We start from the raw sequence: 13,410 nt of genomic DNA on the forward strand, positions 1-13,410 counted from the left end.
CGCGCCCGACCTGGTGGATTGGGGGGTCACTGCCGCGGGCGCCGGTATGCCGTGGGGCTTGGTTCGCGGGCCGGCTCACCTAAGGGCGCCGCCGCGGCGCGGGCCAGGAAGGACACAGCGGCCTCGAGTGGCCCGCGCAGGGGGATCAGGGCCAGGACCGCGCCGATGCCGAGGACGATGAGCACCTGGTCGTCGTAGCTGTCGGGCGTCTCGAGGTCGGGCCACCAGCCGCGGCCCATCTGGAGCACGTGGAGGGTGTAGAGACTCAGCGTCATGGCGCCAGCACCGAAGGCCGCCGCCCACGCGCGGGGCTGGACCCTCGTCACGAGCAGGCACAGGCCCACCACGGCCATCGCGCTCCCGATGGTCTGCGCGAGGTCCAGCGGCGTGCCGGAGTGCGGCGCCACGGTGGCGAGCCACCACCACGAGCCCGTGGGCGTCGTGCCGTGCAGGCCGTGCGTCAGGGCCGCGTGCAGGGCGGCGGGGTCGGAGCCGACCGAGGAATCGGGGTAGGTCGAGGCGAGCGCGGCAGCAGCGTCCGGGCGGGCAAGAAGCGCCTTGGAGACCACAGTCGCCGCCACCGCCAGGGATACCCCCACCGCGAGGAGCCACACGTCAACTCCCTTGCGTCGCAGGTCGACCCGGCCCATCGCCATCCCGGCGAAGAGGTAGGCCAGCCACACGAAGGCCGGGTAGTAGCCGACGAGCAGCAGCTCGTTGAGCAGCAGGTGGGGCGACATCAGGGACTCCGGTGTGGGGCTGCCGACGACGTGCACAGGCAGGTGGGGCCTCACCACTAGCGAGACGACGGGCGCCACGAGGGCCCAGACGGTGGCGAGCGCGGCCAAGGCCGGCGCCCGCAGGCCGAGGAACGGCAGGCCGAGCAGGAACAGCACTGCGTAGAACGTCAGGATCACCGCGATGCCCGAGGGCACGAGTCCCAGCAGCAGGCCCAGGGCGCCGAGGCATCCCGCGCGGACGACCAGGCGGATCGACGCGGCATACCGGGCACGTCCGCGCACTGGCGTCGTGCGCCCACTCACCAGCGCCACGCTGAGGCCGGCAAGGACGGCGAAGAGGGCCGACGCGCGTCCTCCCGCCACCTGTTGCGGCCACGGCACGTGGGTGCCCTCGATGCCAGGGAGCATGTGCGTGGCCATCATCCCGAGGAGGGCGAGCGCGCGTGCCACGTCGACGCCGACGATCCGGCCCGGAGCCACCTCGGGCAGGACGGGCTGGCTCATGGCCACATCCTGTCAGCAGCGCCAGCACCGTGAGCCGATTGCTGTCCATGGTTTGCCCAACGATCTGGGACGGCGCCCACGCGCGATGTGGGACGCTGCCAGCGTGTACACGATTGGGCACGCCGCTCGCCTGACCGGCGTACCGTCCGCCACCCTGCGAGCCTGGGAGCGGCGCTACGGCTTGGTGAAGCCGGTCCGCACCGAGGGTGGCTACCGGCTGTATGACGAGCGAGGGCTGCAGCTGCTCCGGGCGATGGCCGCCCTGGTCGCCGCCGGCTGGTCGCCGCGCCAGGCGGCGGAGCACCTGCGCTCCGACACCACGGACTCCCCCGACGACGAGCAGCACCAGCCGTGGGAGGCCTACCTCACGGGTGCGGCCGGTGGCGCGGACGGTGACGCGGCCGGTGGCGCGGCCGGGAACGCCGCCTTCACGGGACGCGCCCCCGACGGGGACGCGCCGGTGGCTCGAGGAGCCTGGGATGTCACCGCGCTGGCGCGGGGAGCCGCCGAGATGGACCCGGCCGCCGTCGGTGAGGCCGTCAACCGGGCGTTCGCGGAGGGAAGCCTCGAACAGGTCGTGGACACCTGGCTGATGCCCGCACTCCAGATGCTCGGCGACCAGTGGAAGGCCGGGCGGGTGGACGTCGCCGGCGAGCACGTCGTCAGCGCCACGCTGCACCGGAAGCTGGGGGTCGCGATGGAGGCTGCACCCACGGTCCCGCACGGGCCACGCGTCGCAGTGGGCCTGGCCCGCGGGTCACACCACGAGCTCGGCATCCTGGCGTTCTCCGTCCTCCTGCGCCGGGCGGGGGTCGAGGTCGTCTACCTCGGCGCCGACCTGCCCGCCCAGCACTGGGTCTCGGTGGTCCAGCACCACGATCCCGCGGCCGTCGTCATCGGGGTGCCGACCGGCACGGACGTCCTGGCCGTGCGCGAAACGGTGGCGGCGCTCCACGCAGCGAGGCCGCGGCTCACCGTGCACGTCGGCGGGGGCGCCCAGTTCGAGGTCGGTCAGGGCACCGTCCCGCTGGGCCACACGGTGTCCGCAGCGGCACACACCCTGGCCGAGGCGTTGCGAGCCGCCGCCGCCGGCTGAAGCCAGCCGGCATACCCCGCCTGTTGGAAGTGGAACTTCCGGAKMTCCGGAAGTCCGAATGTGAGGTGGGTCACGCCAGCGACGATTGGTGCCCAGCTGGCTTGGCCACCCGCACGCGTGGGATCAGGGTGCCCACGCCCTCTCAAGGAGTCAGCAATGAGCGATACATCCCGGCGAATCTTCCTGGCTGCGGCCGGGTCGAGCGCCGCAGCCGCAGCGGCCGTCGTGGCCGCCCCCGGGGCGCTCGCCGCCCCGAGCACGTCCCGACCGGATGCAGCGGACCCGGACGGCCAGCCCCTGGTTGCCTACATCGACGACGTGTCGACGGGGCACGTGTCCATCCTGTTCGGCGAGGACGAGGTCGTCGTCGAGGATGCCGACCTCGTGCGCCGCCTCACCCGGGCCGCGAGGAAGTGACCCATGTCCTCACACCGCGAAGCCCCTGAGGTCTCCAAGGACCCGGTGGCCGACAACACCGACGTCTACGCGTTCGTCAGCCCCGACAGGCCCGACACCGTCACGCTGATCGCCAACTTCATCCCGTTCCAGAACCCGCAGGGCGGACCGAACTTCTACGAGTTCGGGGACGACGTGCTGTACGAGATCCACGTGAGCAACAAGGGCGACGCCCGGGCTGACGTGACCTACCAGTTCCGGTTCAGCACCAAGGTCCGCAACGACTCCACCTTCCTCTACAACACCGGTCCGATCAGCTCGATCTCCGATCCGGCCTGGAACCGTCCCCAGTCCTACTCGGTCACCCGCGTGGCCCGGGGCGACACGGGAGCGCTACTGGCCAGCCGACTGTCCTGTCCTCCGGTCAACATCGGCCCGCGCAGCACACCGAACTACTCGACACTGGCTGGCCAGGCGGTCCACTCGATCCAGGGTGGCCGCAGGGTCTTCGCCGGCCAACGGGCCGAGGGTTTCCACGTGGACCTGGGGAGCATCTTCGACCTCGGCACGCTGCGACCGTTCCAGATGGCGCACCTGATCCCGTCGGCCACCGCGGTCGGGGTCAACGGAACCCAAGGACTCAACGTCCACAGCATCGCCATCCAGGTGCCGATCGCCGACCTGACCCGCGGGGCGAAGCGGCCGACCGACCCGCTCGACGCAGGATCGGTCATCGGCGTCTGGGCCACCGCCAGCCGACAGAAGTCGCGGATCTGGGACGACACGCTGGGACGTTACTCGTGGCGCGGTCCGTTCAGCCAGGTCTCCCGGCTGGGGAACCCGCTGTTCAACGAGGTCATCACGCCGATGGCCAAGAAGGACCGCTGGAACGCCACCCAGCCCTACGACGACTCCACCTTCGCCAAGTACGTGGCCCAGCCGGAGCTGGCCAAGCTCCTCCCGGTCCTGTACCCCGGCGTCTTCCCCCAGCTGGCGGCCTACACCAAGGACCGGGCCGACCTGCTCGCGATCCTGCTGACCGGCATCCCGAAGGGTGTCGTCCCCGGCTTCCAGAACTACACCGGAAGCACCCAGGCGGACATGCTCCGCCTCAATGTCGCAGTCCCTCCGACCGCCAACCCCAACCCGATCGGGCTGGTCGCGGGTGACGCCGCGGGCTTCCCGAACGGCCGACGGGTGATCGACGACGTCGTGGCGATCGAGCTGCGTGCGGTGGCGGGGGCGACCATCCCGCTCGTCGACCCGAGCTTCACCCCCGACGCCGCCACCGGCGGCCTCACGGACGGAACTTCCAACACGAACGCGCCCTACCTGGACGCCTTCCCCTACCTCGGCCACCCGGCCGGGGGCTACCAGACGATGCCCGGGACGCCCGCGGCCTGAGATCGTCGTGGCGGCGACCGGGGACCACCAGCCGGTCGCCGCCACGGCTCATCGGGTCACGACACCGCGCTGTGCCCGTCAGTCACCACCAACCTCAGTCACCGTCAACAGCAGGGACGACCATCAGCAAGGAGGCCGCCATGGGCGGCAACAGCGAGAACCCGTATGCCGGTCAGGGACCGGTGCTGCTCGACATCGGTGGCGACGTGGGCGCCCTCGTCGTGGTCATGCCGGCGCAGAGCGAAGGCCTCGAGGTGGAGCTGCGTCCTTCGGGCGCGACCGCCGCCGGCGCCCGAACCGCCGCCCGCCAGGGGCACTCCCCCACGCCCGGCCACTCCTCGGCCGACCACCACCACAACCACGAGCACGATCACGATCACGTCCACCCGGCAGCGGGCTGCGGCCACGCGGCGCCCGGCCACGCGGCATACCCGCACGTCGCAGTCGTGGCCCGACCCGACGGCGAGGGTGTCGTCCACACGCTCGTCTACCCCTCGGTGACCGAGGGCGAGTACGAGCTCTACGTCCTGCCGTCCGGTCCGGTCGCGATGACGGCGTCGGTCACGGGCGGCCAGGTCACGCGGAACCGCTGGCCCGCCTAGGGTTTCGGTCGGACGGACGCGCCTACTGCGTGGCCGACAGCTCCGTGGTGGAGAACAGGTCGAGCGCCGGGACCGGGGCGACCGGCGCCTCAGCCCGGGCCGAGCCGGAGGCCGTGGCAGGCGAGACGGTTGCGGCCAGCGCGTCTACCGCTTCGGCGGCTGCGCCGAGCTCCTCGGCCAGGGCCTCGGTGAGCAGGGCTACGAGGGCCTCGAGCTGCACGTCCGCCGAGGAGCCGACCTCCTCGTCGGAGCCGTCGAGGGCCCGGGCCGCGAGCCCCGCCTTGCTGTCGATCAGCTGGGCGATCTTGGCGTCGATCGTCTGGGCGGCAATGATCCGCCAGGCCGTGACCGGCTCGTCCTGACCGATGCGGTGGACCCGGTCGATGGCCTGGGTCTGCTCGGCGGCGGTCCAGGACAGCTCGGCCAGCACGACGTTGGAGGCGACCTGGAGGTTGAGCCCCACTCCGGCGGCCGTCAGGGAGCAGACGACGATGGCGACGTCGGGGTCATTGACGAAGGCGTCGATGTTGGCCTTGCGCACCTTGGGGGTCTGGTCGCCACGGATCGAGGAGTACCTGACCCCGCGCCGGGCGAAGGTCTCTTCCGCGACGTCCATGACGTCGATGTGCTTGGCGAAGAAGACGACCTTGCCGACGCTGCGCGCGAGCTGTCCCGCGTAGTCGGCGGCCAGCCCTGCCTTGGCCTGGCCGATCCGGCGCATCACGGTGAACACGTTGTCGCCGGACTTGGCCTTGCTGCCCTCCTCGCGCTCCCAGGTCGCCACCCGGCGGACGAGGTCGTGGTCGATGCCTTCGACGACGACTCCGGACGTGCGGGCTTCGAGTGCGGCGTGGTAGCGCTTGACGAGTCGACGCGCGAGCTCCTGCTCGGCGGCCCGGATGGACCGGCCGGCATCGTCGTCCAGCTCGACGGGCAGGTCCGCGACGCGGCGGGCGGGGATGTCTGCGGCCACGTCGACCTTGCGACGACGGACGATGCCGAGGTCGATGACGCTGGTGCGGGCCGCGGAGTAGAAACCGGAGTCGGCCGGGGTCAACCCGGTCTCCTCGAGGGCGGCCATCAGCGTGTGCCGCGGCTTCTTCTCCTCGATCCAGCCGAGGAACTGCCAGATGGCCTTGAAGTCCTCGATGTCGTTGATGAGCGGGGTGCCGGTGAGGGCCATGAGCAAGGGATTGGGGGTGCGGGTGCGGATCCGCTCGGCGAGCTGCAGCACGTGCTGCGAGCGCTGCGAGGTCTTGTTCTTGATGAAGTGGGCCTCGTCGACGACCATCCCGCGGAACCCCAGGTCACCGAGCCATCCGACGTGACGGTCGAGGACCTCGTAGTTGACGACGACGATGTCGGCAAACCCGTCGATGGTGTCACCGTTGCCGTGGATCACGGTGGCGGGATGGCCAGGGGTCCACAGCTCCGCCTCGTGGGCCCAGTTGGCCTTGACCACGTTGGGGACGACGACCAGCAGCGGGTAGGCGTTCGCGGCCTGGGCAGCCAGCAGCGCCTGCGCCGTCTTGCCCAGACCCGGTTCGTCGGCGAGCAGGAAGCTGCGGTGCCCCGCTGCCGCTGCCGCGACGACCTGACCCTGGTGGTGCATGAGCTGGAGCTCGCCGGCCCCGCGCAGGACGCTGACCGGTTCGGGCAGGGACATGCAGGACGAGTCGCCGCCGTACTCGAAGGCCCTGAACAGCGGCCCGAGGAGCTCCCAGCTGGCCAACCGACCGGTCGTGGGCTTGCGTGGCGCGACTGCGCTGAAGTCGGGAGCGAGGAACGGGTTGGCGAGCTGGCGGGCGACGACGGACTGCGGCACCGCGCGACGCTCGGGCGGGGCCACCGTCCCTGCGGTCGCCTCCGGCTCGGCCGCTTCAGGCTCGGGCTCCAGACCAGCGGCGCGCACCATGTCACGCCGTAGACCCGAGGCCGCCTGGCTGACCACGGCGTCCTCGGCGAGCAGGGCGAGCAGGGAGGTGTCCCTCGCTGCAGTCTTGGCCAGGATCGTCGCGATCCCGTCGAGCCGCTTGAGCTGGGCTTCGCGCTCAGCCGTCGTGGCGGTGGAGTCGGCCTTCACCCGGGCGCGCTCCTCGCGGACCAACAGACCGATGACCTGGAACTTCACCCGTCCGGCAGGCTTGACCCGGCCGCGCTGCGCGTCCGTCTCGACCTCTCGCACGGCGCGCGCCAAAACGGGGATGATCCCCTCGTTGTCGAGGGGGCGACCGCGTCGCTGGGTGCGCTGGGCGCCGGACTGGCGCTGGCCTCGCTGAGCCAAGAACTCCTCCTGAAGGATGCCCGCGAAGAGCGGGCCGAGCGGAACGACACGTGTCGCGCAGGCGCGCGGCCGGGGCGGTGTGGGACGCCGAGCCGAGCGGCCCGGAGGACCGCCTGCTCCGCGGTCCCGCCGTGCTGGGACAGATCGACGTGCCGACCCCGACGGCTCGCCCACGCGTGCAACCGACGACCACGGATCGAGGTCCGCCAGGCTTCGAGCTCAGTCGTTGACAGAGCTGCGGTGTTGCCAGAGTTGCGGTACGGCCGGGAGCCGGAACACGTCGATAGTACCTCCCGGTGCGGCCACGCGGCGAACACCGTGCCGTCGACGCGGCATACCGTCCAGCGCGCGGAGGCCGGGCTGGCCCGCCGTGACGTACGATCGGGACATGCGCTGCGTGAGCGAGCCCGCCGCAGCCGCCGGCGCTGACGTGCCGTCGTGAACGGCCACTCGCACCGCCTCCCGCAGGGCCACTCGCACGGTCACCCGGGCGCGGCCCACCGCTGGCGGCTGCGCACCGCGTTCGTCCTCGTGGCCGGCTTCTTCGTCGTCGAGCTGGTCACCGGGCTCCTCTCCGGATCCCTGGCCCTGCTCAGCGATGCCGGCCACATGGCCGCCGATGTCGTCGCGCTGGGAGCGGCGCTGGTCGCCACCCGGATCGCGGCACGGCCCGACACCACGGGCCGACGGACGTTCGGGTCCTATCGCGCCGAGGTGTTTGCCTCAGGTCTCACCGTCCTGCTCATGCTCGGTGTCGCCGCCTACATCGCCCTCGAGGCGATCCGACGGATCGGCGCGGAGGTCGAGGTCTCATCGGGACCCATGCTCGTCGTCGGCTCGATCGGCCTGGTCGTCAACGTCGTCTGCCTGACGCTCCTGCGCGGCGGCGCGGCGGAGTCCCTGAACGTCAAGGGCGCCTACCTCGAGGTGGTGGCCGACACGCTGGGTTCGGCCGGCGTCATCGCCGCCGGCGTCCTGGTCGCCGCCACGGGAAGCGCGTGGTGGGACACCGGGATCGCCCTGGCGATCGCGGGTTTCGTGGCCGTCCGGGCGGTCATGCTGGGACGTGAGGTCATGGTGGTCCTCGGGCAGCAGGCCCCCGCCGGAATGGACCCCGACACGGTGGCCCGGGCGCTCGCCGGCGTCCCCGGGGTGCGCGACGTCCACGACCTCCATGTCTGGACGCTGACCTCGGGCATGAACGTCGCCACCGCACACCTGGTCACGAGCGAGCACGCCGACTCCCACGGGGTGCTCGACCAGGCCATGCAGGTGATGCGCAGCCAGTTCGGCGTCGAGCACGCCACGCTGCAGGTCGAGCCCGACACGCACACGGGTTGCAAGGAAGTGACGTGGTAGCGGTGGGGCCGGTGGGACTGAAGCGACAATGAGTCCGAGCAGCCGCGTTATTGTACGCCGAGGGCGTGGAGCACACTAGGGATTTGGCCAAGTCCTTACCTGAATCAACCAAACGTATACGGGCCGCGTACTCAAATCTGCCCACTTCGCACACAAAGACCGCCTGGGTGCTAGCGCGGGGTGTCACATTGGCAGCCTCGAACCCAAGGGGGTGGGCGCCATGGTGCCTGAGATCGTCAGATTGGAACGAGCCGGAGTGTGCGGCTGCGGGGAGCTCGTCGGAGCGGGCGAGCGGGCGGGGTATGCCCCGCCGCAGGAAAGAGTCGTGTGCCTCACCTGCCTGTCGGCCGAGTCCGCCCGACCCGAAGCCGATGACGCCTCACGCGCCACCGCGGCGGTGCTACCTGCAATCTGGACCGCGGACGAGCTGGTCATCGCGGCGACGCTGAAGGCCCTTCGTGAGAGGTCTTCATCGACGCGGCGCCCCTCCGGGCCGGAGGTCCTCCACGTGCCCACCGAGTGGTCGTCGACGCCGTTCTCCGGACCGGCCCCCATCGTCGGTCCGGACGAGACCGCGCCACCTGAGCAGCTGATCATCCTGCCGCGGCGCAAGCCTCGGATCGACCCGGTGCGCGATGCCGAGCTCGCGGGCCCGTCGGCGCCGACGGCGCCCACCGCGTTCCTTCCGCCTGCACAGCAGCCGGCCGTGCCACAAGCCGTGCCACAGGCCGCGCCGCCGGTCGCCCCTGCCGCCTCCGCAGCCGTGACCCAGACGATCGCCCAGTCGATCGCCGCGACAGAAACGCGTCGCTCACGCCACGCAGCATCGGCGGCTGAGGAGCAGAGCATGCCGGCGTCGGCACCACGTCGCCGAGCAGGGCTGTTCACCCGCCTGCTGACGGTGCGAGCCTTCCGGACCCAGCAGGCCCAGCCGAAGGTCAGCAAGGCGCATGCAGCGGTCTCCGAACTTCTTGGCGCAGCCACCACGAAGGGCGTGGTGTCGCTGCACAACCGGCGAGTGCCCGGTCGCCGTGGCCGCATCGAGCACATCGCGATCGGCGCGGGCGGCGTCTACGTCATCGACGCCCTGCACTTCAAGAACGCCTCGATCGAGGTCCGCCCAGCGGGTGAGCCGGACGCCGCCAGCGACGACCTCGTGGTCGGCGGTCGGGTCCTGACCCCCGCCGTGCGGGCGATCGCCCAGCGCGTCGAGGTGCTCCGCCTGATCCTGGTGGCCGCCGGACTCCCGGACGTGCCAGTGACCGGGGCCCTGTGCTTCGTCGACGGCCTGCTGCCCCTGGCCGTGGCCGACCTCGAGGTCGGCGGGATGCACGTGCTGCGCCCCAGCGGTCTCACGGCACTGGTGGCCGGCTCCGGCCCCTACGGCCCGGACGACCGCGACACGCTGCGGGACTTCCTGGCCGAGCGGCTGCCCGCGGTGGCATGACTCCCGCAGGGAGGAAGTCATGCCATCGCAGCACGGACCCAGCCACGCGGCATACCTGAGGCACGTAAGGTGAGCGAAGGCCCGGAGCAGTGGTCCGGGCCTTCTCTCACCCATTTGCCGGTGGCTTCGTGGGCGGGCTCCGCGCAGGCTGGGTGCGACGTCAGTGGCCCGTGGCCGCTGCCAGGGAGCCCCGGCGTCTGAACCGGGGACTCGCCCCGGCGATCCAGATCCCACACTGGAGGTTTCGGGTCATGTTGATGCATGTCGTCTGGGAGTTCGCCGACGTCTCTGAGGAAGCCGCGGCCCGTTCGCTGGCGGTCTTCCAGGGGTGGAAACCGCCCGATGGGGCCGACTTCCAAGGCTTCTACGGTTTCGCGGACGGAGAAGGTGGCGTGGCCATCGTCGAGGTCGACAGCGCTGCGACCCTCGCCCGAACGGTGGCGCCGTTCACGCCCTGGCTCCGCTTCACGGCCAGGCCCATCCATCCCATCGAGGAGTCGGCGGAAATCGCCGGCGAGGGAATCGCGTTCCGGGCCTCCATCGCCTGACACCGGAGGCTCCAGCTCCCTCTGAACGCCAGTCTTTGAAGGATCCGCCGCGCCAGGACGCGGCGGATCCTTCAAAGACTCACCATCCACACGGGCACGGCAGAAGGCCGGGACCACTGGTCCGCGCGTTCCGAAGGCTAGGGGGCGATGCCCACGTACGTCGTCTCGAGGTACTCCTCGATGCCTTCGAACCCGCCCTCGCGTCCAAAACCTGAGGCCTTCATCCCACCGAACGGCGCGGCCGCGTTGGACACGATGCCCTGGTTGACGCCGACCATGCCGAACTCGAGCCCCTCGGCCAGCCGCAGCACTCTCGACAGGTCGCGGGTGAAGACGTAGGCCGCGAGACCGTACTCACTCGCGTTGGCGCGCGCGATGGCCTCGTCCTCGGTGTCGAAGGTCGCGATCGGCGCCACTGGGCCGAAGATCTCCTCGCGCAGGAGCCGTGCATCGGCCGGTACGTCGGTGAGAACCGTGGGGGCGAAGAAATAACCACGCTCACCCACGGGCTTGCCTCCACAGGCAACGCGGGCGCCGCGCAGCACCGCGTCGTCCACGAGCTCGCTGACCTTGGCCCGGGCCGCGGCGTCGATCAGCGGACCCACATCCACACCCTCCTCGGTGCCGCGTCCGACGGACAGCTGCTCCATCCGCGCCGTGAGGCGGGCGGCGAACTCGTCGGCCACACCGGCCTGCACGAGGAACCGATTGGCTGCCGTGCAGGCCTCGCCCATGTTGCGCATCTTGGCGAGCATCGCGCCATCGACCGCTCCGTCCAGGTCTGCATCGTCGAACACGAGGAAGGGCGCGTTGCCGCCGAGCTCCATGGAGACCCTCAGCAACTGCTCGGCCGACTGCTCGACCAGCGTGCATCCGACGGGCGTCGAGCCGGTGAAGGTGAGCTTGCGGGTGCGCACGTCCCGGACCAGAGGTTCCACCACCTGGGCGGTGCGGGTCGTCGTGATGACGTTGAGCACCCCCGCCGGGAGCCCGACCTCGTCGAGCAGGGCGGCCAGAGCGAGCATGGACAGCGGTGTCTGCGTCGCCGGCTTGACCACCATGGTGCAGCCGGCGGCGATAGCCGGGCCGATCTTGCGGGTCCCCATCGCGAGCGGGAAGTTCCACGGCGTGATCATCAAGGTGGGTCCGACCGGCTTCTTCATGGTGAGCAGCCGGGTGGCGCCGTTGGGGGCGGTCATCCACCGCCCTGAGATGCGCACCGCCTCCTCGGAGAACCACCGGAAGAACTCGGCGCCGTAGGCAACCTCGCCTCGCGCCTCGGCGAGTGGCTTGCCCATTTCGAGGGTCATCAAGGTCGCGAAGTCCTCAGCCCTCTCGGTGAGCAGCTCGTATGCCGCCCGCAGGAGCTCGCTGCGCTCCCGCGGCGACGTCGCAGCCCAGCTCGCCTGCGCCGCCGAAGCGGCGGCAAGGGCGTCGCCCCCGTCGGACACCGTGGCGTCAGCGACGCTGGCAAAGACCAGTCCGGTGGAGGGGTCCTCCACCGGCACTCGCGCCCCGTCGGAAGCCTCGCGCCAGGTGCCGTCGATGAAGAGCCCGGTGGGGACCGAGGCGGCAAGAGCCACCTCTGCGGGTGACAGTGTCATGTGTTGTATCTCCTTGTGCCGCAGTCGTTCTCAGGCGTTGGATGCGAAGGCTTGCTCGAGGATGTCGAGTCCCTCGTGCAGCAGCTCGTCGGAGATGGCCAGCGGCGGCAGGAACCGCAACACGTTGCCGTAGGTGCCTGCCGTCAGCGTGACCAGCCCCTGCTGGTGACACGACGTGCTGATCCGCGCAGTGAGCCCCGGGTTGGGGCTGTCGTCGCCCCCGCCCACGACCAGCTCGACGGCGAGCATGGCGCCACGGCCGCGGATCTCGCCGACGACGTCGAACTTCTCGGCGAGCTGATGGAGCCGGTCCGTGAACAGCGACTCGACCTCGCGGGCGCGCCCACACAGGTCCTCCGCCTCCATGGTCTCGATGGCGCCGAGCGCCGCAGCACACGCGACCGGGTTGCCTCCGTAGGTGCCGCCCAGGCCGCCGGCGTGCACGGCATCCATGATCTCCGCGCGGCCGGTGACCGCCGCCAAGGGCAGGCCGCCCGCAATCCCCTTGGCCGTCGTGATGAGGTCTGGGACAACACCTTCGTGGTCGCACGCGAACCAGTCACCCGTCCGACAGAAGCCGGTCTGGATCTCGTCCGCGATGAAGACGATGCCGTGCCCGCGGCACCACTCGGCCACTCGGCGCAGCCACCCCTGGGGGGGCACGATGAACCCGCCCTCCCCCTGGATCGGCTCGATGATGACGGCCGCGACGTTCTCCTCGCCGACCTGGGCGTGCACCTGTGAGGTGAAGGCCTCGAACGCCTCATCGGCCACCCGGGTGCGGTCGCCCGCCCAGCGGTACGGGTAGGCCATCGGAACGCGGTAGACCTCGGAGGCGAACGGCCCGAAACCCTGCTTGTAGGGCATGTTCTTCGCCGTCAGGGCCATGGTCAGGTTCGTGCGCCCGTGGTAGGCGTGGTCGAAGGCCACGACCGCAGTGCGACCCGTGAACACCCGTGCGATCTTCACCGCGTTCTCGACGGCTTCGGCACCGGAGTTGAACAGCGCCGACCGCTTCTCGTGCGTCCCGGGCGTGACGGCAGCGAGCTTCTCGCAGACCGCGAGGTACTCCTCGTAGGGCGTCACCATGAAGCAGGTGTGGGTGAACTCCTCCACCTGCTGCTGCACGCGCGCCACGACCCGCGGCGCCGAGCTGCCCACGGTGGTCACCGCGATGCCCGAGCCGAAGTCGATGAGGTGGTTGCCGTCCACATCGACGAGCACTCCCCCGGCCGCCCGCTCGATGTACACCGGCAGACCCGTGGCCACCCCGGCGGCAACGGTCGCCACCTTGCGCGCCTGCAACGCCTGGGATCGGGGACCGGGGATGGCCGTGACGAGGCGACGACGCTGCTCGACGACTGCGGACATGGAATCTCCTTGTGGGACAGGGGAAAGGACTGAGGTATGGCGCGTGGTCTCCATC

The 13,410-nt window shown here is 70.8% G+C and carries 11 protein-coding genes; 7 read left to right on the forward strand and 4 right to left on the reverse strand.

What is annotated here, in order from left to right; genetic code table 11:
• Positions 1-26: 26 nt before the first annotated feature.
• Positions 27-1,244, reverse strand: a complete 1,218-nt coding sequence (locus AC1DYG_RS05880) for a heparan-alpha-glucosaminide N-acetyltransferase domain-containing protein (RefSeq protein WP_477638954.1) — start codon at positions 1,242-1,244, stop codon at positions 27-29.
• Between the two features lie 103 nt (positions 1,245-1,347).
• Here AC1DYG_RS05880 and AC1DYG_RS05885 point away from each other — a divergent pair, with 103 nt between their 5' ends.
• From AC1DYG_RS05885 to AC1DYG_RS05900, 4 genes are all read left to right on the forward strand, one after another.
• Entirely contained in the window at positions 1,348-2,340 is a 993-nt protein-coding gene (locus tag AC1DYG_RS05885; RefSeq protein ID WP_477638955.1) for a MerR family transcriptional regulator, read from the forward strand.
• Between the two features lie 156 nt (positions 2,341-2,496).
• The gene (locus AC1DYG_RS05890; RefSeq protein WP_477638956.1) at positions 2,497-2,757 is read left to right on the forward strand and encodes a hypothetical protein; all 261 of its coding nucleotides are present in this window, start codon (positions 2,497-2,499) and stop codon (positions 2,755-2,757) included.
• A 3-nt stretch (positions 2,758-2,760) separates the two neighbouring features.
• Entirely contained in the window at positions 2,761-4,140 is a 1,380-nt protein-coding gene (locus AC1DYG_RS05895) for a DUF4331 domain-containing protein (RefSeq protein WP_477638957.1), read from the forward strand.
• A gap of 140 nt (positions 4,141-4,280) precedes the next feature.
• On the forward strand, positions 4,281-4,742 hold the full coding sequence (locus AC1DYG_RS05900; protein WP_477638958.1) for a hypothetical protein: 462 nt from the start codon (positions 4,281-4,283) through the stop codon (positions 4,740-4,742).
• Positions 4,743-4,764: 22 nt separating this feature from the next.
• On the opposite strand, the gene AC1DYG_RS05905 is transcribed toward AC1DYG_RS05900, so the two are convergent.
• Entirely contained in the window at positions 4,765-7,026 is a 2,262-nt protein-coding gene (locus AC1DYG_RS05905) for a DEAD/DEAH box helicase (protein ID WP_477638959.1), read from the reverse strand.
• Between the two features lie 438 nt (positions 7,027-7,464).
• Between AC1DYG_RS05905 and AC1DYG_RS05910 the strand changes: the two genes are divergently transcribed.
• The 3 genes from AC1DYG_RS05910 (at position 7,465) to AC1DYG_RS05920 (ending at position 10,380) form a co-directional block, all read left to right on the forward strand.
• Positions 7,465-8,385: a cation diffusion facilitator family transporter gene (locus AC1DYG_RS05910; protein ID WP_477638960.1), complete on the forward strand. Its 921-nt coding sequence runs from the start codon at positions 7,465-7,467 to the stop codon at positions 8,383-8,385.
• Between the two features lie 220 nt (positions 8,386-8,605).
• Positions 8,606-9,832, forward strand: a complete 1,227-nt coding sequence (locus tag AC1DYG_RS05915) for a nuclease-related domain-containing protein (protein ID WP_477638961.1) — start codon at positions 8,606-8,608, stop codon at positions 9,830-9,832.
• A 251-nt stretch (positions 9,833-10,083) separates the two neighbouring features.
• Positions 10,084-10,380 (forward strand): DUF3303 domain-containing protein, encoded by a 297-nt coding sequence (locus tag AC1DYG_RS05920; RefSeq protein ID WP_477638962.1) that lies wholly within the window; start codon positions 10,084-10,086, stop codon positions 10,378-10,380.
• A 137-nt stretch (positions 10,381-10,517) separates the two neighbouring features.
• On the opposite strand, the gene AC1DYG_RS05925 is transcribed toward AC1DYG_RS05920, so the two are convergent.
• Positions 10,518-11,984 carry an NAD-dependent succinate-semialdehyde dehydrogenase gene (locus tag AC1DYG_RS05925; RefSeq protein ID WP_477638963.1) on the reverse strand — a complete coding sequence of 489 codons (1,467 nt, stop codon included), beginning with the start codon at positions 11,982-11,984 and terminating at the stop codon, positions 10,518-10,520.
• A gap of 30 nt (positions 11,985-12,014) precedes the next feature.
• Positions 12,015-13,355 (reverse strand): 4-aminobutyrate--2-oxoglutarate transaminase, encoded by a 1,341-nt coding sequence (gene gabT, locus AC1DYG_RS05930; RefSeq protein WP_477638964.1) that lies wholly within the window; start codon positions 13,353-13,355, stop codon positions 12,015-12,017.
• Positions 13,356-13,410 lie beyond the last annotated feature (55 nt).

This window comes from Pedococcus sp. P1_H8, assembly GCF_056405175.1.

What these genes read in the sequence shown, in the direction of transcription:
- AC1DYG_RS05880 (WP_477638954.1), bottom strand. Translation starts at nt 1,244, where the DNA reads ATGAGCCAGCCCGTCCTGCCCGAGGTGGCTCCGGGCCGGATCGTCGGC.
- AC1DYG_RS05890 (WP_477638956.1), top strand. Translation starts at nt 2,497, where the DNA reads ATGAGCGATACATCCCGGCGAATCTTCCTGGCTGCGGCCGGGTCGAGC.
- AC1DYG_RS05895 (WP_477638957.1), top strand. Translation starts at nt 2,761, where the DNA reads ATGTCCTCACACCGCGAAGCCCCTGAGGTCTCCAAGGACCCGGTGGCC.
- AC1DYG_RS05900 (WP_477638958.1), top strand. Translation starts at nt 4,281, where the DNA reads ATGGGCGGCAACAGCGAGAACCCGTATGCCGGTCAGGGACCGGTGCTG.
- AC1DYG_RS05915 (WP_477638961.1), top strand. Translation starts at nt 8,606, where the DNA reads ATGGTGCCTGAGATCGTCAGATTGGAACGAGCCGGAGTGTGCGGCTGC.
- AC1DYG_RS05920 (WP_477638962.1), top strand. Translation starts at nt 10,084, where the DNA reads ATGTTGATGCATGTCGTCTGGGAGTTCGCCGACGTCTCTGAGGAAGCC.
- AC1DYG_RS05925 (WP_477638963.1), bottom strand. Translation starts at nt 11,984, where the DNA reads ATGACACTGTCACCCGCAGAGGTGGCTCTTGCCGCCTCGGTCCCCACC.
- gabT (WP_477638964.1), bottom strand. Translation starts at nt 13,355, where the DNA reads ATGTCCGCAGTCGTCGAGCAGCGTCGTCGCCTCGTCACGGCCATCCCC.